Source organism: Burkholderia sp. APQ4-4ca (assembly GCF_057837105.1).
The window spans coordinates 74,115-93,747 of the sequence record NZ_JBYQCG010000212.1 but is presented as its reverse complement, the minus strand read 5'-3'; the positions used below and the strand labels follow the sequence as shown (position 1 = coordinate 93,747).

Here is a 19,633-nt window from a genome sequence, read left to right as displayed (position 1 = left end):
ATTTGGTTGCATTGATGACGGCGCGGGGCCGCCGACGCCGCGCGAGGCCGCGCCGCCTATCGTCAGACGAGAAGAAACCGCTCGCCCTCGCCGGTCAGATGCAGAAAATCGCGACCGCGATCCCGCCGAACAGCAGCCACTTGACGATGTAATACACGGTACGATTCCACGCCTTGAGCCGCTTGCCGGCGCGGCGAATCGCATACAGGTACCGGAACGCGCGATTGAGCCCGCCCGTACGATCGCCCGTTTCGTTCGGCGATGCGGCCGCGCGCATCAGCAGTTGCCCGACCGCATCGTTGACGCGCTGCGCCCAGCGATATTTCATCGGGCGCGCGACGTCGCAGAACAGGATCACGCGATCGTGCGCGGTGCGGTTTTCGGCCCAGTGCAGGTACGTCTCGTCGAACATCACGGCGTCGCCGTCGCGCCACGCATACGATTCGCCGTCGACGACGATCCGGCACGCATCGTCGTTCGGCGTATCGAGCCCCAGGTGATAGCGCAGCGAGCCCGCATACGGATCGCGATGCAGCCCGAGTTGCCCGTCCGGCGGCAACTGCGCGAACATCGCCGCCTTGATCGACGGAATCCGCGACAGGATCTCGACCGAGCCCGGACACAGCGCCTGCGCGGACGGATGGGGCGCGTCGTACCACTTCAGGTAGAACCGCTTCCAGCCGCGGCGAAAAAACGAATTGAAGCCGATGTCGTCGTACTCGCCCGACGCCTTGATCCGGCTCGCGTCGCGCAATGCGAGCGCTTCGCGGCGAAACGTGCGCCATTCGCGTTGCAGTACCGCGAGCTCCGGAAAGAGATCGGTGTCGAGAAACGGCGTGGTCGGCACCGACGAGAACGCATACGAAAAGCAGTTCAGCGGTGCGGTAAAGGTCGAGTGGTCGGATAGTTGCCTGAACAACCGGTGCCGAACCTTGCCGCGCCGATGCGTGTAGACGACACACGCAATAAACACGATCAACAGGACCCAGCGCATCGATATTTCTCCCGTAAGCCGTTTGCGAGAATTCTAGGTACGGGAAAAATTTCTTGCTCTGACGGTGAGATCGCGTGGTGTAGGTCTCGCAACGCGACGAGATGGCCGATCGATCCGTGCCAAAACGCCGAAAAGCCCGTAGATACGGGCTTTTCGGGCAATCTGCATGCATGCGCGGCAGGCTACCGACGCACACGCCGGCGGCGATTATTCCGGAAACGGCAAATCAGTTTGTCCGTCCGCGCGCATCCCGAACGTGTTGAGCGTCATCGCGACGAGCGCGTAATAGCCGAGCAGCGCGACGAGATTCACGACGGTCTCGTGCCCGAAGCGCGCCTGCGCACGCGCGAACGTGGCATCGCTCACGCGCTTCGTGTCGTACAACTCCGTCGCGAACGCATGGATCAGCGCGTCGTCGTCCGATTCGAATGCGGGCGCGACCCCAAGGCGGATCGCATCGGCCGTCGCGGCCGGCACGCCGGCATCGAGCGCGATCGGGTGATGGATGTGCCACTCGGCCTGCGAGCGCCAGCGCGCGGCCGTCACGAGAATCGCGAGTTCCGACAGACGCAGCGGCAGCCCGGTGCGATAGCGACAGAACGCGCCAAGCTTCTGTGCGTGCTGGGCCAGTTCAGGGCTCGCGATCCAGCCGAGGAACGGCCCGTTCAGGTTGCCGCGCGGGCCGCTGAGAATATCGGCGAGCACGGCCTTCTGTTCGTCGGTGGCCGATGCGGGATCGAAAGGAGGCAGTCTGTCTGTCATGGCGAGGAATCGTTGAAGTCGGGGCTCACGCGCCGGCCGACGCGAGCGCCGCGCCGATCGCGCCCGACAGCCGCTCGACGATCGTGTCGATCTGCTGCGCGGTGCACACGAACGGCGGCGCGATCAGGATGTGATCGCCGTGCACGCCGTCGATCGTGCCACCCATCGGATATACCATCAACCCCCGCTGCATCGCTTCGCGCTTGACCGCCACATGCAGCTTCAACGCGGGGTCGAACGTCGCCTTGGTATCGCGATCGCGCACGAGTTCGACGCCGACGAACAGTCCGCGGCCGCGCACGTCGCCGACATGCGGATGCGTGCCGTAATGCTCGCGCAACGACGCTCGCAACTGCTCGCCGCGCGCCTTCACGTTGTCGAGCAGCTTGTCTTCCGCGATCACGCGCTGCACTTCAAGCGCGGCCGCGCATGCGGTCGCGTGGCCGAGGTACGTGTGACCGTGCTGAAAGAAGCCCGAGCCGTCGACGATCGTGCGATAGATGCGGTCGCTCACCAGCGTCGCCCCGATCGGCTGATAGCCGGCGCCGAGCCCTTTCGCGATCGTCAGCAGATCGGGCGCGACGTCGTCTTCATCGCATGCGTACAGGTAGCCCGTGCGCCCCATCCCCGACATGATCTCGTCGAGGATCAGCAGCACGCCGTACTTGTCGCACACCGCGCGAATTTTCTTCAGGTACGTGCGCACCGGCGGCACCGCGCCGGCCGTCGCGCCGACCACCGTTTCCGCGACGAACGCCGCGACGTTTTCCGCGCCGAGTTCGACGATCTTCCGTTCGAGCTCGTCGGCCAGACGCTGCGCGTACGCTTCGTCGGTTTCGCCCGCCTGCTGGTCACGGTATGCATAGCACGGGCTCACGTGGTGCGCTTCGATCAGCAGCGGCAGGAACGGCTCGCGCCGCCATGCGTTGCCGCCGATCGCGAGCGCGCCGAGCGTATTGCCGTGATAGCTCTGGCGCCGGGCGATGAAATGACGGCGCTGCGGCTCGCCCTTCTCGACGAAATACTGGCGCGCGAGCTTCAGCGCGGCCTCGATCGCCTCGGAGCCGCCCGACACGAAATACACGTGGTCGAGCCCGGCCGGCGCGCCGTCGACGAGCCGGTCGGCCAGTTTCTCGGCCACCTCGGTCGTGAAGAACGACGTATGCGCGTAAGGCAATTGCTGCGCCTGCCGCTTGATCGCGTCGATCACGCGCTGGTTGCTGTGGCCGAGACACGAGACGGCCGCGCCGCCGCAAGCGTCGATATAGCGTTTACCGGTCGAATCGATGATCTCGATGCCGTCGCCTGCGACGGCAACGGGCAAGGTGGCGCGCGGGGCGCGATGGAAAACGGTCGTCATGCGTTGCCTCAAGGATCAGGACGCGCTGGGCGCGTGCGCGGACGGCACGATGTGCGTCGCGAAGCGCTGCGTGCCGTGTTGATGAACGGTGAAGTCGATCGCGGTGTCATGAATCTCGAACACCGCGGTCGCGAGCGTGTTCTCGTCGTCGGGATCGGCCGGATCGTCGCGATAGATCGGCAGCCCTTCCGGCGCGCGATCGCCGAGCACGCGCAGCAGCGCGGCTGCGTCGATCGTGTCGATGCCGGGCGTCAACGCGTCGACGCGTCGCTGACGGTCGCCCGACGACTGCGTGATGATCTGCGCTTCCGCGTCGCAACCGGCATGCACGAGATGGTTCGCGTGCCCACTGAGATGCGCGACGTCGATAACCGAACAGCGCGCGACGCTCGCCTCGATGCTGAGCACTCGCGCATCGCCGGTCGCAGCGATCGTGTGATGAAAGCCGCTCGCGCGCGCATGCGAACGCAGCACGTCGGCCGCCGCATCGAGCGACGTCGCATCGAGCACCGCGCGCGCGAGGATCATCCGCGGCACGCCAACCGCCGGCGTGCGAATCCGCAGGTTGTTGATCGCCTGCGCGATGCCCGCGCGGTTCGCGGCGAACGTATGCCCGGGCAGCGAGCCCGGGTAATAGAAGCTGATGAAGCCGGGCTTCCCCTGCGGCTGCACGTCGACGAGCAGGCAGCGTTCGCGCAGATACGGATCGCCGTCCTCGTTGTGCGCGATCCAGCGCGTGCCGTTCGCCTCGCGCGCGGCGAGCGTCGTGCAGCCGTCCGGCGCGTTGTGGATCAGTTCGCCGCGGCAATTCCACAGGAAGATATCTTCGGCCGGCCAGCCGATACCCGCCGCGATCCCGTCCAGTTCCGCGACGAGATCGGGGTACGCGGCGAGCGCGGCCTGCCGCAATGCGTCGACGAACGGATGGCCGCGCCAGCGGCGCACGGCCTGCCATGCGCTGCTCTGTTGCATGTACGCGTCGAACACCGGGCGGGCAAGCTCGCCGAGGCGCACGCCGATGTCGAACGGCGTGCCGGCGATGACGGGGGAAAGGGAAAGCGGCATGTCGGTGGATTCGGTTCCGTTCAGGACACGTGTTTCAGGAATTCCTTCAGACGCGGCGTCGGCGGCCGGTCGATCAGGTCGACCGGATGGCCGTCCTCGGCAATGCCGCCCTGATCCATGAACAGCAGCCGCGTGCCGACCCGCTTCGCGAAACCGATCTCGTGCGTGACGACGATCATCGTCATCCCTTCGGTCGCGAGATCCTGCATCACTTTCAGCACTTCGTGACGCAATTCCGGATCGAGCGCCGACGTCGGCTCGTCGAACAGCATCAGCCGCGGCCGGATCGCAAGCGCACGCGCGATCGCGACACGCTGCTGCTGGCCGCCCGACAGCTCCGACGGATAATGATTCGCGCGCGATTCGAGGCCGACCTTGTCGAGCAGCGCCATCGCCTGGTCGCGCGCGTCGGCGCGCGACGCGCCGCGCACCTGCATCGGCCCGAACATCACGTTCTCGAGCGCGGTCATTTGCGGGAACAGGTTGAACTGCTGGAACACCATGCCGGCTTCGAGCCGGATGTTGCGGATCGTCGTCGCGTTGCCGCGCACGCTCTGGCCGTCGACCAGCAGCTCGCCGCCGGTGATTTTCTCAAGCGCGTTGATACAGCGCAGCATCGTCGATTTGCCCGAGCCCGACGGGCCGACCACGACGACCACCTCGCCCGCGTCGATCTTCAGATCGATGTTCTTCAACACCGGCACGTGGCCGAAGCTCTTCGACACGTTCTGGAATTCGATCATGCTCATAAGATTTTCATCCGCTTTTCGACGATCCGAAGCGTCAGCGTCATCGCGCCGGTCAGTATCAGGTAGATGACGGCCACCGCGCTCCAAATCTCGACCGCCTGGAAATTGCCCGCGATGATTTCCTGCCCCTTGCGCGTCAGCTCGCCCACGCCGATCACGATGAACAGCGACGTATCCTTCAGGCTCACGATGCATTGGTTGCCGAGCGGCGGAATCAGCCGCCGGAACGCCAGCGGCCCGACGATCTTCAGCAGCACGCGCGGCATCGACAGCCCCATCGCGAGCCCCGCTTCCGTCAGCCCCTTCGGGATCGACAGCAGCGCGCCGCGCACCACTTCCGCGAGATACGCGCCGGAATTCACCGTGATCGCGATGATCGCGGCCGTCAGGCCGTCGATGCGGATATGCGCGAGCAGCGGCAGCGCGAAATACAGGAACATCACCTGCACGACGATCGGCGTGCCGCGAATCAACTCAATATAGATCTGGGCGAGCACGTTCATCACCTTCGGTCCGTATGCGCGGAACATCCCCGCGATCATCCCGACGATGAAACCGCCCACCAGCCCCACCAATGCGATGAACACCGTCAACCGGACCCCGTCCATCAGGTCCGGCAACGCCGCCCAGATCGCCGACCAATCGAAATTCACTTGTCGCTCCCCGTTCGATTCAAGACCGGCGCGGCCGCTCGGCCGCGCCATGGCGCATGGTCACGCTCACATCTTCGGCGGCTCGGCGCCGAACCACTTCTTGTAGATCTGCGCGTAGCGGCCGTCGGCCTTGATCTTCACGAGCGACGCATTGACCTTCGGCACGAGCGGGCTGCCCTTCGGGAAGCCGATCCCGTACTTGTCGCCGCTGACCGGCTGCCCCGCGACCTTCACCTTGCCCTTGCCTTCGTTGTTCACGAAGAACAGCACGTTCGGCGTGTCGTGCATCGCCGCGTCGACGCGGCCGGCTTCGAGCGCGAGGTACGCCTGGTCGATGTTCGGGAACTGGCGGACTTCCTTCGGCTTCAGGTGCGCCTTGATCCAGTCGATCGTCGCGGTGCCCGTCTTCGCGGCGACCACCTTGCCGTTCAGGTCGTCGATCGACTTGATCGACGTATTGCCGGTTTGCACCATCGCGGCGAGGCCGCTGTCGTAGTAGGGCGCGGAGAAGTCGATCGCCTTCTTGCGCTCTTCCTTGATCGTCATCCCGGACAGCGCGACGTCGATGTTCTGCGTCTGCAGCGCGGGGATCAGGCCCGCGAAATCCATCGGCTGGATCGTGTATTTCCAGCCCTGGTCCTTCGCGATCTCGGCCCACAGGTCGAGATCGAAGCCGACGTACTTGTCGCCCTGCTTGAACTCGAACGGCATGAACGACGTATCGGTCCCGACGACGAGCGTCTTGGTGTCCGCGTGGGCGAGGCTGGCGCCGAGCGCGGCGACGACCGCGACGGCTTTCAGGAAGGAACGGCGACTCATGGTTTCTCTCCGCATGATTGAGCGATGTAACCGGCCACCGGGCCGGCGGAACGACGACAGCAAGCCGCACCGCAACATGCGATGTTGAATTAGACCTTAGTGCAACAAGTGTTGTCAATGGCGATACTACGACAACAAAAAAGTCCGCAACAAATAAATGCGTCGAGACAAACCCGAGCCGCGCGGCGCGGATAGATCGGAGGAAAGCGGCGGACGGCGGTTGAAATGCACGGTCCGGGGGGGCGGGCGGCGGAGGCAGGCTCCAGGCAGCGGGCTGAAGGGAGGGTTGCAGCAGCGGGTGCGCGCCGGCACGAGGGCCATCCCGTGCAACGCGGGCGGCAGGATGACGGCCGTGCCATCGCCGCCCCCGCACATCGGTTTGCGCGGACGGCCGGCGATTCAACCAGGCTGCTTGTCGGGACGGCCGTGCCGCCAGGCCGGCAACCGCCGGCGCGGCTCAACGCAGGTTGCGGGATGCGCGCGGCATCGCCGAACGGCGGCGCACCGCTCCCGCGTCGTTCACGCCGCAACCCCGCTCGCCTGATGCGACACGAGCCGCGCATACGCACCCTGTCGCGCCATCAGTTCCGCGTGGCGGCCGGACTCGATCACCGCGCCCTGCTCGATCACGAGGATCAGGTCGGCATTGCGCACGGTCGACAGGCGGTGCGCGATGATGATCGACGTGCGCTGCGTCATCAGATCCTCCAGCGCCGCGCGGATCTGCTGTTCGCTGATCGTGTCCAGGTGCGACGTCGCCTCGTCGAGGATCAGCACCGGCGCATCCTTCAGGAACGCGCGCGCGATCGCCACACGCTGGCGCTGGCCGCCCGACAACTGCACGCCGCGCTCGCCGACGCGCGTCGCGAGCCCGTCCGGCAGCCGCGCGACGAAGTCGCCGAGCGCCGCATGGTCGATCGCGCGCCGAACATCCGCGTCGGACGCGTCGTTCGCGGCGAGCCGGATGTTTGCCTCGAGCGTGTCGTTGAACAGGTAGGTATCCTGCGCGACGAGCGCGATGTGCTGCCGCAGGTCGTCGAGCCGCAGGTCGCGCAGGTCGATGCCACCGAGCGTCACGCGGCCCTGCTGCGGATCCCAGAAGCGCAGCAGCAGGCTCGCGATCGTCGACTTGCCGGCGCCCGACGCGCCGACCAGCGCGACCGTGCTGCCGGCCGGCACCTCGAAGCTCACGCGGTCGAGCGCGGGCACGCTGCGCCCCGGATACGTGAACGACGCCGCGTCGAACCGCACCGCCGAATCGCCCGGCATCGCGTGCGCGCCGTCCGTCACCGTCACGGGCTCCTTCTCCAGCGCGCGCAAGCGGCGCGTCGACGCGATCGTGTCGGCAAGCTGGCGCGCGACCTGGCCGATCTCGGCCACCGGCATGAACGCCGCCACCGCGATCAGCACCAGCAGCGGCAACGATTCGCGCGGGAACCCGCCGCGTGCGCACAACCACGCGCCGAGCGCCGCGACGGCCAGCCCGCCGAGCCCGCTCGCGACTTCCAGCGCGGCGCTTTGCGTCGACAGATCGTCGAGCAGCTTCGCGCGCTGCCGGCGATACGCATCGACTTCGGCGACGAACGCCGCGCGCCGGCGATCGATCGCCTGGAACGCGGTCAGTTCCGCGAGCCCCTGGATCGTTTCGGTCAGGTGTGCGCCGAGCTGGCCGAGCGCCTCGCGCGCGCCGGTGCCGAGCCGGTCGACGTCGCGCCGGGCCAGCACGGGCGCGAGCCCGGCCCACAGCAGGAACGGCAGCAGCACGAGCGCGAGCGGCCATGCGACCGACGCGAGCAGCATCAGCACGCCGGCCGGCACGAGCACCGCGACGAACGCAGGCGCGAGCGTATGCGCGTAGAAATATTCGACGGTCTCGACGTCCTGCGTCGCGAGCGCCACGAGATCGCCGGAACGGCGGCGCAGCAGCCCGGCCGGCGCGAGCCGTTCGAGCGTCGCGAACAGCGCGATGCGCATTTCCGCGAGCAGCCGGTACGCCATGTCGTGCGCGAGCCACGATTCGAGCCAGTGCAGCACGGCCGCGACCGGCGCGATCACGAGCAGCGCGGCCACCAGCCCGGTGCCGACATGGCCGGTCGGCACCGCGCCGACCACCATTGCGCCGATCACGCCGACGCCGATGAACGCGAGCACGCGGCCGATCCCGAACAGCACGGTCAGCGCAACCTTGCCCCGCCACGGCCGCACGAAGCGCAGCAGCGTCTGCAACGTTTCCCGCCAGCCGATCGTCGCCGCGTCGTCGTTCAGCGGCCGCACCTGTGGGCCCGACGACGCGCGCGCGGTCGCGCCAGCCGCCGCCGTCGCGCCGACGGATTCGGCGACCGCTTCCAGCTGCGGGCCCATCAGCCGGCGGTACGGGCCGTCGCGCGCGATCAGCGCGGCATGCGTCCCTTCGTCGACGACCTGCCCCTGGTCGAGCACCAGGATGCGATCGGCGCCGATCACGCTGGACAGCCGGTGCGCGAGCACGAGCGTCGTCCGTCCGCGCGTGAGCCGGTCGAGCGCCTGCTGGATCAGCGCTTCGTTCTCCGCATCGACCGACGACAGCGCCTCGTCGAGCAGCAGGATCGGCGCGTCGCGCAGCAGCGCGCGGGCAATCGCGATGCGCTGGCGCTGGCCGCCCGACAGCATCAGCCCGCGTTCGCCGATGCGCGTCGCGTAGCCGTCGGGCAGCGCCGAGATGAAGTCGTGCGCATTGGCCGCGCGCGCGGCCGCGATCATGTCCGCATCGCTCGCGTCAGGGCGGCCGAGCCGCAGGTTGTCGGCGACGCTGCCGTCGAACAGCGTCGCATCCTGCGCGACGACTGCGATCATGTCGCGCACCTGGTCGGCATCGAGCGTGCGCACGTCGTGGCCGCCGATCCGGACCGCCCCGCCCTGCGCGTCGTGCTGGCGCAGCAGCAGGCGCACGATGGTCGACTTGCCGGCCCCGCTCGGCCCGACGATCGCGACCGTCTCGCCCTCGCGCACCGAGAAACGCAGCGCCGCATGGGCGTCCACGCGGCGCCCCGGATACGCGAAGCTGACGTCGTCGAATGCGATCTCCGGCCGCAGGCCCGCCACGCGCGGCGTGTCGACGGCACGCGCATGGCCGCCCGCATCGAGCAGCGCATGGATCGCATTCGCCGCCGACTGGCCGATCATCCCCTGATGCAGCACCGCGCGCAGGTCGCGCAGCGGCCGGAAGATCTCGCTGCCGGCCATCAGCACGATCAGCAGCGCTTCGAGGCTCATGTCGCCGTGCTGCACGCGCCACGCGCCCACCGCGATCGCCGCGGCCGCGCCGAGGCCGGTGCCGAGATCCGTGAAGAGCCGCGTCAGCAGCCCGAGCGCGAGCACCCAGAACGTGCTGTCCGACAGCGCGCGCGCCTTCGCGGCCAGCTTCGCGCCGAACGCGGTGCTCTGCCCGAACGCCTTCAGCGTCGGCAGGCCCTGCACCGCGTCGAGAAACTCCTCGCCGAACGCCTTGAACGCGGCCGAGCGCGCGAGCGCCGCGCGCTTGTCGGCGCGATGCACGAGCTGCGGCAGCGCGAGCGTGACGAGCGCCGCGACGAGCAGGATCGCGGCCGTCGGCACGTCCCACCACGCGAGCACCGCGAAGATCATCAGCGGCGCGCACGCGGCGATCACGAGCTGCGGCAGATAGACGCCGAAGAAGGTCTGCAATTGCTCGACGCCGTCGACGACGGCCAGCATCACGCCACCCGTGCGTTCGCCGCTGAACCATGCGGGGCCGAGCGCGGCGATCCGGTCGAACAGCCGCGCGCGCAGCGTCGCCTGCACGCGGCCCGCCGTATGCTGCGCGAGCACCGTGCGGCGATGGTCGAGCCATGCACGCAGCAGCACGCAAGCCGCCGTTGCGGCGACGGCCTCGCTGATGCCGCGCGCCGGCGCGCCGGAAAACACCAGCGCCAGCACGCGGCCGAGAAACACGAAGCGCAGGATGCCGACCCCCATCGCGAGCAGCCCGAGCGCGACGGCCGCCGCCACCCGCCAGCGCAGTCCCGCCATCATGGCCCATAGTCGTCGGTCGAAATACATGCAGCCCTCCGGTCGTGTTTCGTTGCGTTTTTCTGGACCGGATCGAGGCTACCCGCGCCGCCCCCGCGCGGCAAAAGATGATTTTTCAACGGGTGTTGAGTCAACTACAATACCCCGCATGTCGCACCTCCCTCCCCTCAGCGCACTGCGTGCTTTCGAGGCGGCCGTCCGCCTCGGCGGGTTCGCGCGCGCGGCGGCCGAGCTGAACGTGTCGACCAGCGCGGTGAGCCACCAGATCCGTTCGCTCGAGGAATCGCTCGGCGCCCGGCTGCTCGAACGCAGCACGGGGCTCGGCGGCATCAGCCTCACGCCGGCCGGCGCGCGTCTGCTGCCGGCCGTCGGCGATGCGCTGTCGCGTCTCACCGACGCGTGCGCCGACATTCGCGGCACCGCGCAACGGCTCACCGTGTCCGCCAACGCGCCGTTTTCGTCGATGTGGCTCGCGCGCCGGCTGGCGGAATTCTCGTCGCTGCATCCCGACACCCCGCTGCATGCGGTCGTGCTCGACGACGAGCCGGATTTCGCGCGCAGCAGTGTCGACCTGGCGATCGTGCACGTGCCCGCGCACCGGCTGCGGGCCGACGACGACGTGCTGATGCGGGAAACCGTGTTTCCGGTGTGCAGCCCCGAACTGTTTCCGTACGCATCGGAGCACGTATGCCGCTCGCGGCTGCTGCAGGAAATGCACGAGGACAGCCCCGAGATCGACTGGCGCAACTGGGCCGTGCATTTCGGCTTGCCGGACGACTTCGACACGAAGATCGTCCGCTACAGCAGCTTCAGCCAGGTGATCGGCGCGGCCGTCGGCGGCGCGGGCATCGCGCTCGGCCGCGTGCCGCTGATCGAACCCGAACTGCGCAGCGGGCGCCTGGTGCCGCTGGTGCCGGGCCTCGCGCGCGAGGCGTCATGGCGCTTCGTGCTGCGCCGCCATCCGTCGACGCGGCACCGGTTGCTCGATCCGTTGATCGCGTTCCTGCGCAGCGAAGCCGGCGCGCCGCCGTTCGTCGCGAAAAAGGTTGCGCCCGCATCCAACGACAGTCACGCACGGGGCGCGGGCGGCGCCTGACGGCGCGAGCATGCAACGCCGGCTGCACGTTTTGCGCATGAACGGCCGCTTACGGCGTCGCGAAGAACAACCCGACGACGCACGCCATGCCGCCGAACCACACGAGCGAACGCAGCGACGCCCAGTTCAACAGATACATCAGCGCATAGACGACGCGGATCGCGACGAACGCAATCGCGAGCTGGTCGACGCGATGCACGTTCGCGCCGTTGTGCCACGCCACCACCAGCGCGACCGCGAACAGCACGAGCGCTTCCCACGCATTCTGATGCGCGGCCTGCGCGCGTGCGCGCCAGCCTTCGAGCTTCGCCAGATAGTCGCGCGGCATACGGTTGTCGTAACCCTTGCGGGCCTTGGCGAGAAACGTCATCGGGAACGGCAACAGCGCCACGATGAACAGGCACAGCTGGGACGTCGTCATCAAAGTCTCCTCCGTTATGATTACATTGATCAATGACAAGATCGCCGAGAGCTTAGCACTGCATCGTGCTGTCCGCGCATCGGTTTTCTAGACGGGAGGCTCGGCCCACGACGACGCCACAATTTCCACCAAATCACCGATAAATACGTTAATTAAAACTGGTCGAACACTCATAACATAGCGCTCGACACTGGCTTGACGCGCCGCCGCGCCCGGCCAGCCGGTTTCCCCCGCGCCGCCGCGCGCCGAACGACATCCGACCCGAGCCCTTGCCATGCCCCGTCCCATCGTCGCCCACATCCGCCCCGACGCCGTTCGCCACAACCTCGACTTCATCCGCCGCACCGCCGCGCAATCGCGCGTGTGGGCCGTGATCAAGGCCAATGCGTACGGCCACGGCATCGAACGGATCTACCCGGGCCTCGCGGCCGCCGACGGCATCGCGCTGCTCGATCTCGACGAAGCCGTGCGCGTGCGCGAACTCGGCTGGGACAAGCCCGTGCTGCTGCTCGAAGGGATCTTCGAGCCGGCCGACGTCGAGCTGGCCGATCGCCATCGGCTGACGGTCGCCGTGCACTGCGACGAACAGCTCGACCTGCTGATCGCCGCGAAGCCGCAGCAGCCGATCGACATCCAGCTGAAGATGAATTCCGGCATGAACCGGCTCGGCTACCGGCCGGCCGCGTTCCGCGCCGCGTGGGAGCGCGCGGCGAGCGCGCCGTCGATCGGCAAGATCACGCTGATGATGCATTTCGCGAACGCCGACGAAGGCGAAGTCGACTGGCAGCTCGATCAGTTCGACGCGACCACGGCCGGGATTCCGGGCGAGCGCTCGGTGTCGAATTCGGCGGCCGTGCTGTGGCATCCGCGCGCGCACCGCGATTGGGTGCGGCCCGGCACGATCCTGTACGGCGCGTCGCCGACCGGCGCGGCGCGGGATATCGCCGACACGCCGCTGGCGGCCGCGATGACGCTGACCAGCAAGATCATCGGCGTGCAGACGCTCGCGCCCGGGGAAACGGTCGGCTACGGCCGCCGCTTCACGGCCGACCGACCGATGCGGATCGGCGTCGTCGCGTGCGGCTACGCGGACGGCTATCCGCGCCACGCGCCGACCGGCACGCCGATCGCGGTGGACGGCGTGATGACGCGCGTCGTCGGCCGCGTGTCGATGGACATGCTGACCGTCGACCTGACGCCGTGCCCGAACGCGGGCATCGGCGCGAGCGTCGAGCTGTGGGGCGACCAGGTGAAAGTGGACGATGTCGCCGAAGCCAGCGGCACGATCGGCTACGAGCTGATGTGCGCGCTCGCGCGCCGCGTGCCGGTGGTGATCGTGCCGCCCGGCGCGTCGACCGTGCAGCCGGCGCTGCGGACGGGAAGCTACGGCCGCTGACCGGCGCCGCCGCGGCGGTGCGGCAGTACGGCAGTACGGCAGTACGGCAGTACGGCAGTACGGCAGTACGGCAGTGCGTGACCGCGTCGCCGCGCATGCCGTTCCACTTGCTTGCGGGCCGCCTTGGCGGCCCGTCTGCTTTGCGGCGAACCGCCCTCTCGCGCCGGCCACGACGCGCTACGTCGTTGCGCGTTGCACCCACGGTGGGGTGACAACGCGCGCCCTGCCCGCTCCCGTCACCGCATCACGAACGCCACGTCGGCTTGCGCTTCTCGAGGAACGCGTCGATCCCTTCGCCCGCATCCTCTTCCATCATGTTGCGCGCCATCACGTCGCCCGCGTACGCATACGCTTCGTCGAGCGGCAATTCGCGCTGACGGTAGAACATCTGCTTGCCGACCCGCACCGCGGCCGGGCTCTTCGCGACGATCTCGGCGACCTTGCGCGCGACGGCCGCATCGAGCGCGTCCTCGGGCACGGCTTCGTTGACGAGCCCCCACGCGGCGGCCGTCGCCGCATCGACGAAACGGCCGGTCACCAGCATGTCGAACGCGCGCTTGGCCGCGACGTTGCGGCTCAACGCGACGGCCGGCGTCGAGCAGAACAGCCCGACGTTGATGCCCGACACCGCGAAGCGCGCGGTATCGGCCGCGATCGCGAGGTCGCATGCCGCGACGAGCTGGCAGCCGGCCGCCGTCGCGATGCCGTGCACGCGCGCGATCACCGGCACCGGCAACGCGCGCATCGCGAGCATCACGCGGCTGCACTGCGCGAACAGCGTGCGGTAGTAGTCGAGTTCAGGCTTGGCGCGCATTTGGCGCAAGTCGTGGCCGGCGCAGAACGCCTTGCCTTCGGCGGCCAGCACGACGCAGCGCACGTGCGGATCGGCAGCCAGCGTATCGAATGCATCGTGCAGCGCCGAGAGCATCGCTTCGGACAACGCGTTGAACTGCTGCGGGCGATTCAGGCGCAGCGTGACGACGCCGTCGTGCGCATCGCGCAGCAGGATCGGCTCGGCTGTCTCGTGAATGGGTTCCATGGTGTTCCGCTCGACGGGGTTCGACAGGATTCGATGCGGCGCGGGCGGACGAAACGCGTATCCGGCCGCCCGCGGCAGCGTCACGAAATGGTCCTCCACATTCCGCACGGCGTCCAGCCGCGGTGCCGCACGCGCGTGCGCGACGGCCTGCCGGCCACGGCGCAACGACCGTGCCCGTCTCGCGTCAACGGCGTCAACGGCGTCGTCGCGCGGCTTGCGCGGCTTGCGCGCGGCCTGCCGTCCTCGCGGCCAGCGCGGCGATCGCATAGGCGACACAGCCGAGCACCGCGACCGCCCACAGCGCACCGGTCAGATCCGGCAACAGGATCGTCGCGGCGCCTGCGACGGCCACGCCGAGCAGGCTGCCGGCCTGTCGCGCCGCGTTGAGGAACCCGGATGCCACGCCCGCCGCGTCGGCAGGCACCTGTTCGAGCACCGTCGCGATCATCGGTGCGACCGACAACGCGGTGCCGGTGCCGAACGCGGCCATCGCCCCCCAGACCACCGGCCACGGCCCATGCAGCGCGAGCGCAATCGCGATCGCCGGAATGGCGAGTGCCGCCATCGCGAGACCGTTGGCCATCAGCGTGACCGGACGAACGCGGCCATGCAGTTTCCCCGACAGCAGATTGCCGAGCGACAGACTCAACGCGAACGGCAGCAGCGTCAGCCCGATCTGCCGCGCGCTCATGCCGAAGCGCCCGTGCAGGTACAGGCTCAGCACGAACAGCAATCCGAAGTAGCCGACATAGACGAGGCTGCCCATCAGGTTCATCGCGACGAAGACGCGATTGCGAAACCACGCGAGCGGCACCATCGGATGGCGCGCACGCCGCTCGACGACGACCAGCACTCCGGCGGCGAGCGCGGCGATCAGCAACGCGGCGCGGACCTCCGCGGCGCCCGCGCCGCGTGTCGGCAATTCGATCACCACGAAACACAGCGCGCCGAGCGCCGCCGCACCGACGCCCTGGCCGGCCCAGTCGAAATGGCGCACGTCCCGCGCGACCGACGCGCGAACGCACGCCGCCGCGCCGGCAAAGGCGACCGCGCCGGTCGGCACGTTGATCAGGAACGCGCTGCGCCAGCCGAAATCGTCGACCAGGATGCCGCCCAGCACCGGCCCCACCGCGACCGCGACCGACGCGATGCCGGCCCACACCGCGATCGCCCGCGCCCGCTCGGCCGGCACGTCGAAGGTGCTGCGCACGATCGCGAGCGACGCGGGCAAAAAGAGCGCGGCGCCCATGCCCTGCGCGAACCGCGCGGCCACGAGGATCGCCACCGACGACGCGCCGCCGCACGCCGCCGATGCGCCGACGAACAGCGCCAGCCCGGCCAGGTACACGCGCTTCGCGCCGAACCGGTCGGACAGCGCGCCGCCCGCGAGGATCAGCGCGGCGAAGCTGAGCGTATAGGCGTCGACGATCCACGCGAGCTCCGCGACCGTCGCGCCGAGGCTGGTGCGCATCGCCGGCAGCGCGACGTTGACGATCGTCGAATCGAGCACCGCCATGAACATGCCGACCGCGACGAACGCGAGCGTCAGGCGCTGCTCGCGCGCCGTCGCGCGGCTCGGCGCCGTCGGCGCGACGGAAGAAACCGGGACGGAAACGGAATGGCACTCGGACATGACACCTCCCTGCAGATGCCGGAAGTCTAGGACCGGGCGCGCGATGCGCAAAAGTGATAATTTCGCATTTCCCCGATGCAAATCTGCATCACCGTTTCCTGTCCGTCGCCGCCTGTCCGATGCCACAATCGATCCGCATGAACTGGGACAACGCCCGCTTCTTCCTTGCACTGGCGCGCACCGGCACGCTGCGCGGCGCCGCGGCGCAACTGAACGTCGATCAGGCAACGGTCGGACGCCGGATCGCCGCGCTCGAGGACGAACTGGCGGCCCGGCTGTTTCTGCGCACACCGTCCCTCTATGTACTGACGACCGCGGGCGAAGCGCTGCTCGAGCCGGCCGAAACGATGGAGCGCGCGTCGCTCACGATCGAACGCCGGGTAATGGGGCTCGACGAGCAACTGGCGGGATCGGTGCGGATCGCGACGACCGACACGCTCGGCAAGCGCTTCGTCGTTCCCGCGATCGCCCGCGTGCGGCGCCGGCATGCCGGCATCGACGTCGTGTGCGTGACGTCGGCGCAAATCACCAACCTCACGCGCCGCGAGGCGGATCTCGCGATCCGCACGTTGCGGCCGGAATCGCCGGACCTGATCACCCGGCGGCTCGGGCATCTCGAAACGGGCATCTACGCATCGCGCGGCTACCTGACCGAACGGGGCGAACCGGTCGCGGGCAGCGCGTTCGACGGGCACGATCTGGTGATGTATCAGCAGCCGGTGGTGCCGACGATGTGGGACGCGCTGTGCGGCGAGCCGACATCGCGCGGCCGCGTGATGTTCCAGACCTCGTCGACGATGATGCTGGTGGAGGCGACGCTGGCGGGGCTCGGGATTTCGGAGTTGCCGTGCTTCCGCGCGGACACCGAGCCGGAACTGGTGCGGCTCATGCCGCAGCGGTGCAATCATTTCGACGTGTGGCTCGTCGCCCATGCCGACCTCTACAAGACCGCGCGCGTGCAGGCGGTGATCGAGGCCGTCGTCGACGAATTCGCGACGGCGGCGGCGGGCCGGTAGTGGCCCGCTAACGGGCCGGTGCGTCAGCGCGGCCGATACTCGCCATCGGCAGCAGACCAGCGAAACGTCTGGCGCCATTTGCCGCCGCGCTCTCGCAACTGCAAGTCGCGGAAGCCGTCCGTCGAGGACGACAGCACACTGAGCGTATTGCTGCCTTCCGTGATGTCGTGATCTCGCGTGCCGTTGCGATGCCAATCCCCGGCGATATCCCGGTAGAACATCATCGGCTGCGCGAACACCACGCGCAGCATCTTGCCTTCGATCCGGAACAGGTACAACGCCTCGAACGATGCGCCGCCGCCGGAATAGCCGATCGACCAGCCGGCTCGCACCCCGAACGCGGCATCGCCCGCCCGCAGCGCATACGGCGCGAGATCGAACCGCGACCACCGCTCGGGCCGTAACGCGCGGTCCCCCGACTGCTTCGTCTCCTCGAGATAGTCGGGAGCGTCGAGATTCGTGTTGCTCCAGTCGGTCGCCTGGTCGAGCGGCTGTTCGGTACGCGCGACCAGGCGCGGCACGCCGTCCGGGCCGCGCTCGAATACGCCCAGCCAGACCCGCTCTTTCCGGTCATCGGCGTCGGCGCCGCGCGCGAAGTCTTCGCAATCGGTAGGCGCACGGAATCGCAGCACGTCGCGCGCAATCTCGTCGGTCGGTGCCACGCACACGATCGCGACGAACGCACCGGGGCGTTGCGGCCACGGTTTCGCGCCGGCCAGCACGACTCGCGCAAGCGGCTGGCCCGGGGCAAGTTGCGCCACCAGCCCCTTCCGCGTGAAGCCGGGCGGCAGGTGCACGCCGAAGCCATCCGCTTCCGGCGCGCCGCTCATGTCGCGCGCATACGCGGCGCGTGCTTCGGGCGAATCGAACTTGCCGGGCACCTGGTCAAGCGAATGCGCGGTACCCGCCGCGTACGCGGGGAAGCCCGCGAATGCCGCGCCGATCACGACGAGCCACGGCATCAAGCGAATTGTCATGTTGGAATGTCCTGTGAAGAGTTCGGTGCACAACGGGCGGTCACATTCGCTTGCGCCCGCCGCGCCACCTGCGCACGCCCGACCACAACTGTCCGACGCCCGCGACGAAAAAGACCGCGCCCATCCCGCCGATTGCCAGCGCATCGCCCCAGAGCGCGCCGAACGTGTTCATCCGCGCGGTCATCCTCGGCGCGTCCGGCGCATAGCGCACCTCCACCGTCGCGCCGTCCTCGACACTGACGTCGCCGCCCTGCGCATATTCGACGTGCTCGCCCGCGAGCGTCGTGAACGCGATCTCCGGATGATGCGGGCCCGCGTTCAGCTTGACGACACGCCCCGGCACGACGGCCGACGTCCGCATGAATTCCCGGGTCGACTGCGCGTACAGCGCGGCGCCGATCAGCATGCACGCGCCCACGATGGAAAAAACGATGCCCTTCGCGATCAGCATCTCGATGGGTTGGGCCGCAGCGCGGCCGGATTCGGTCATCATCCGGTTCGCGCTACGGACGCGACGGGTAGAACGACACGTCGATCCGGGACTGTGTCTTGCAGCGATACATCACGCCGCGCCCCGTTTCGTCGGTCACGCCTTCGTACGGCCCGTTACAGCCCACCACCTTGTACCGCGCGAACGGGATGCGCTTGCCGTCCATCGGACGGACCCGCACCGGCATGCGCCCCGTCGGGCCATCGCCGATCATGCGCACGAGCACCATGCGCGCCGCATCGATCGGCGCGGCGGAACGCATGTAGATCGTGCGTCCCTGCGCGTCGGTCGTGCCTTCGACTTCGAGTTCCCGGCTGTCCTGGGCCGCGCTGGTGTAAAGCGCGAACGCATAGCGCGTATTCGGCAGCGCCTGCCGGGTGGCCGGATCGTGCAGCACGAAATAGCAGCCGTTTGCGCCCCGCCCGGCCGACGCCTGCCCGTCGGCCTGCGTGGGATGGCACGTGTACGACGAGCCGCTGTCCGCGGCCGCCGCTTGTGCGTTCTGTTGCGCTGTGTTCGCGCATCCACCCGCCAGCGCGGCGACCAGCGATACGCACGCGCCGCGCAGGAGCGCGGCCCGACCCATTCCGGTTTTCATTGGAGGGTGTTCCGTTCCCGATGTTGTCAATGCCGGGCGTGCCGCGCATGGCACAGGCACGCCGCCCTCGGCATCCGGCAGGATACGGACATCCCGGCGCGCTGTAAATCGCGCGCGCCATCCCTCGACGTCCCGCTGGTGCGTCAGCCGGCGAGCTTCTTCAGCGCGTCGAGCACCGCGTCGCCCTTGAACGGCTTCACGATCCAGCCCTTCACGCCGGCGGCCTTGCCGCGCTCCTTCATCGCCGGGCTGCTTTCGGTCGTCAGCATCACGACGTTGACGGCCGTGTTCGCCAGTTCGCCGCGAATCTTCTCGACCATCGTCAGGCCGTCCATGTTCGGCATGTTCACGTCGCTGATCACGAGGCGCACGCCGGGCGTCGCCTTGAGCTTCGCGAGGCCGTCCTTGCCGTCGACGGCCGTCGCGACGTCGAGCCCGTGATTGCGCAGGAAGCCCGCGACTTCGTCGCGCACCGTGCCCGAATCGTCCACCACCAGAATCTTTGCCATGTCGTCTTCCCCTTTTCGTCGTTGCCG

The 19,633-nt window shown here is 68.5% G+C and carries 18 protein-coding genes; 3 read left to right on the top strand and 15 right to left on the bottom strand.

Annotated elements, in window-relative coordinates:
- Positions 1 to 94: 94 nt before the first annotated feature.
- The 8 genes from lpxO to AC3IFE_RS22040 form a co-directional block, all read right to left on the bottom strand.
- Positions 95 to 994 (bottom strand): lipid A hydroxylase LpxO, encoded by a 900-nt coding sequence (gene lpxO, locus AC3IFE_RS22075; protein WP_489191956.1) that lies wholly within the window; start codon positions 992 to 994, stop codon positions 95 to 97.
- A gap of 207 nt (positions 995 to 1,201) precedes the next feature.
- Positions 1,202 to 1,756, bottom strand: a complete 555-nt coding sequence (locus AC3IFE_RS22070) for a carboxymuconolactone decarboxylase family protein (protein WP_089469541.1) — start codon at positions 1,754 to 1,756, stop codon at positions 1,202 to 1,204.
- A gap of 25 nt (positions 1,757 to 1,781) precedes the next feature.
- On the bottom strand, positions 1,782 to 3,116 hold the full coding sequence (locus AC3IFE_RS22065; RefSeq protein WP_489191955.1) for an aspartate aminotransferase family protein: 1,335 nt from the start codon (positions 3,114 to 3,116) through the stop codon (positions 1,782 to 1,784).
- Between the two features lie 15 nt (positions 3,117 to 3,131).
- The gene (locus AC3IFE_RS22060) at positions 3,132 to 4,181 is read right to left on the bottom strand and encodes a C45 family autoproteolytic acyltransferase/hydrolase (RefSeq protein ID WP_489191954.1); all 1,050 of its coding nucleotides are present in this window, start codon (positions 4,179 to 4,181) and stop codon (positions 3,132 to 3,134) included.
- A 20-nt stretch (positions 4,182 to 4,201) separates the two neighbouring features.
- Positions 4,202 to 4,930 carry a glutamine ABC transporter ATP-binding protein GlnQ gene (glnQ, locus tag AC3IFE_RS22055; protein WP_011547980.1) on the bottom strand — a complete coding sequence of 243 codons (729 nt, stop codon included), beginning with the start codon at positions 4,928 to 4,930 and terminating at the stop codon, positions 4,202 to 4,204.
- Positions 4,927 to 5,634 (bottom strand): glutamine ABC transporter permease GlnP, encoded by a 708-nt coding sequence (glnP, locus tag AC3IFE_RS22050; RefSeq protein ID WP_179233505.1) that lies wholly within the window; start codon positions 5,632 to 5,634, stop codon positions 4,927 to 4,929. Before glnP ends, glnQ begins: the two co-directional genes overlap by 4 nt.
- Positions 5,635 to 5,649: 15 nt before the next feature.
- Positions 5,650 to 6,402 carry a glutamine ABC transporter substrate-binding protein GlnH gene (gene glnH, locus AC3IFE_RS22045; protein WP_489191953.1) on the bottom strand — a complete coding sequence of 251 codons (753 nt, stop codon included), beginning with the start codon at positions 6,400 to 6,402 and terminating at the stop codon, positions 5,650 to 5,652.
- Between the two features lie 519 nt (positions 6,403 to 6,921).
- Positions 6,922 to 10,461 (bottom strand): ABC transporter ATP-binding protein/permease, encoded by a 3,540-nt coding sequence (locus AC3IFE_RS22040; protein WP_489191952.1) that lies wholly within the window; start codon positions 10,459 to 10,461, stop codon positions 6,922 to 6,924.
- Between the two features lie 118 nt (positions 10,462 to 10,579).
- On the opposite strand from AC3IFE_RS22040, the gene AC3IFE_RS22035 reads away from it, so the two are divergent.
- A complete protein-coding gene (locus tag AC3IFE_RS22035; RefSeq protein ID WP_089469535.1) occupies positions 10,580 to 11,527 on the top strand; it encodes a LysR family transcriptional regulator in 948 nt (315 codons plus the stop codon).
- A gap of 49 nt (positions 11,528 to 11,576) precedes the next feature.
- Here AC3IFE_RS22035 and AC3IFE_RS22030 read toward each other — a convergent pair whose 3' ends face one another.
- Positions 11,577 to 11,948: an MAPEG family protein gene (locus AC3IFE_RS22030; protein ID WP_089469534.1), complete on the bottom strand. Its 372-nt coding sequence runs from the start codon at positions 11,946 to 11,948 to the stop codon at positions 11,577 to 11,579.
- 274 nt (positions 11,949 to 12,222) lie between these two features.
- Between AC3IFE_RS22030 and alr the strand changes: the two genes are divergently transcribed.
- Positions 12,223 to 13,344 (top strand): alanine racemase, encoded by a 1,122-nt coding sequence (alr, locus tag AC3IFE_RS22025; RefSeq protein WP_489191951.1) that lies wholly within the window; start codon positions 12,223 to 12,225, stop codon positions 13,342 to 13,344.
- Between the two features lie 244 nt (positions 13,345 to 13,588).
- On the opposite strand, the gene AC3IFE_RS22020 is transcribed toward alr, so the two are convergent.
- Together AC3IFE_RS22020 and AC3IFE_RS22015 are read right to left on the bottom strand one after the other, a co-directional pair.
- Positions 13,589 to 14,383 (bottom strand): enoyl-CoA hydratase, encoded by a 795-nt coding sequence (locus AC3IFE_RS22020; RefSeq protein WP_489191950.1) that lies wholly within the window; start codon positions 14,381 to 14,383, stop codon positions 13,589 to 13,591.
- A gap of 193 nt (positions 14,384 to 14,576) precedes the next feature.
- On the bottom strand, positions 14,577 to 16,016 hold the full coding sequence (locus AC3IFE_RS22015) for an MFS transporter (protein ID WP_489191949.1): 1,440 nt from the start codon (positions 16,014 to 16,016) through the stop codon (positions 14,577 to 14,579).
- 137 nt (positions 16,017 to 16,153) lie between these two features.
- On the opposite strand from AC3IFE_RS22015, the gene AC3IFE_RS22010 reads away from it, so the two are divergent.
- A complete protein-coding gene (locus AC3IFE_RS22010; RefSeq protein WP_489191948.1) occupies positions 16,154 to 17,032 on the top strand; it encodes a LysR family transcriptional regulator in 879 nt (292 codons plus the stop codon).
- A gap of 23 nt (positions 17,033 to 17,055) precedes the next feature.
- On the opposite strand, the gene AC3IFE_RS22005 is transcribed toward AC3IFE_RS22010, so the two are convergent.
- The 4 genes from AC3IFE_RS22005 to AC3IFE_RS21990 all read right to left on the bottom strand — a co-directional run bounded on the left by AC3IFE_RS22005 (position 17,056) and on the right by AC3IFE_RS21990 (position 19,606).
- Entirely contained in the window at positions 17,056 to 18,009 is a 954-nt protein-coding gene (locus AC3IFE_RS22005) for a hypothetical protein (RefSeq protein ID WP_489191947.1), read from the bottom strand.
- Between the two features lie 40 nt (positions 18,010 to 18,049).
- Positions 18,050 to 18,502, bottom strand: a complete 453-nt coding sequence (locus tag AC3IFE_RS22000) for a DUF3592 domain-containing protein (RefSeq protein ID WP_489191946.1) — start codon at positions 18,500 to 18,502, stop codon at positions 18,050 to 18,052.
- Positions 18,503 to 18,512: 10 nt separating this feature from the next.
- Entirely contained in the window at positions 18,513 to 19,097 is a 585-nt protein-coding gene (locus AC3IFE_RS21995) for a hypothetical protein (RefSeq protein ID WP_489191945.1), read from the bottom strand.
- A 143-nt stretch (positions 19,098 to 19,240) separates the two neighbouring features.
- Positions 19,241 to 19,606, bottom strand: a complete 366-nt coding sequence (locus AC3IFE_RS21990) for a response regulator (RefSeq protein WP_006486240.1) — start codon at positions 19,604 to 19,606, stop codon at positions 19,241 to 19,243.
- Positions 19,607 to 19,633 lie beyond the last annotated feature (27 nt).

Coding starts and splice junctions, on each gene's coding strand:
- AC3IFE_RS22015 (WP_489191949.1), bottom strand. CDS start 16,016: ATGTCCGAGTGCCATTCCGTTTCCGTCCCGGTTTCTTCCGTCGCGCCG.
- lpxO (WP_489191956.1), bottom strand. CDS start 994: ATGCGCTGGGTCCTGTTGATCGTGTTTATTGCGTGTGTCGTCTACACG.
- AC3IFE_RS22020 (WP_489191950.1), bottom strand. CDS start 14,383: ATGGAACCCATTCACGAGACAGCCGAGCCGATCCTGCTGCGCGATGCG.
- AC3IFE_RS22070 (WP_089469541.1), bottom strand. CDS start 1,756: ATGACAGACAGACTGCCTCCTTTCGATCCCGCATCGGCCACCGACGAA.
- glnQ (WP_011547980.1), bottom strand. CDS start 4,930: ATGAGCATGATCGAATTCCAGAACGTGTCGAAGAGCTTCGGCCACGTG.
- AC3IFE_RS21990 (WP_006486240.1), bottom strand. CDS start 19,606: ATGGCAAAGATTCTGGTGGTGGACGATTCGGGCACGGTGCGCGACGAA.
- AC3IFE_RS22040 (WP_489191952.1), bottom strand. CDS start 10,461: ATGTATTTCGACCGACGACTATGGGCCATGATGGCGGGACTGCGCTGG.
- AC3IFE_RS22035 (WP_089469535.1), top strand. CDS start 10,580: ATGTCGCACCTCCCTCCCCTCAGCGCACTGCGTGCTTTCGAGGCGGCC.
- AC3IFE_RS22000 (WP_489191946.1), bottom strand. CDS start 18,502: ATGATGACCGAATCCGGCCGCGCTGCGGCCCAACCCATCGAGATGCTG.
- alr (WP_489191951.1), top strand. CDS start 12,223: ATGCCCCGTCCCATCGTCGCCCACATCCGCCCCGACGCCGTTCGCCAC.
- AC3IFE_RS22060 (WP_489191954.1), bottom strand. CDS start 4,181: ATGCCGCTTTCCCTTTCCCCCGTCATCGCCGGCACGCCGTTCGACATC.
- AC3IFE_RS21995 (WP_489191945.1), bottom strand. CDS start 19,097: ATGAAAACCGGAATGGGTCGGGCCGCGCTCCTGCGCGGCGCGTGCGTA.
- glnP (WP_179233505.1), bottom strand. CDS start 5,634: ATGGCGCGGCCGAGCGGCCGCGCCGGTCTTGAATCGAACGGGGAGCGA.
- AC3IFE_RS22005 (WP_489191947.1), bottom strand. CDS start 18,009: ATGACAATTCGCTTGATGCCGTGGCTCGTCGTGATCGGCGCGGCATTC.
- AC3IFE_RS22010 (WP_489191948.1), top strand. CDS start 16,154: ATGAACTGGGACAACGCCCGCTTCTTCCTTGCACTGGCGCGCACCGGC.
- AC3IFE_RS22065 (WP_489191955.1), bottom strand. CDS start 3,116: ATGACGACCGTTTTCCATCGCGCCCCGCGCGCCACCTTGCCCGTTGCC.
- AC3IFE_RS22030 (WP_089469534.1), bottom strand. CDS start 11,948: ATGACGACGTCCCAGCTGTGCCTGTTCATCGTGGCGCTGTTGCCGTTC.
- glnH (WP_489191953.1), bottom strand. CDS start 6,402: ATGAGTCGCCGTTCCTTCCTGAAAGCCGTCGCGGTCGTCGCCGCGCTC.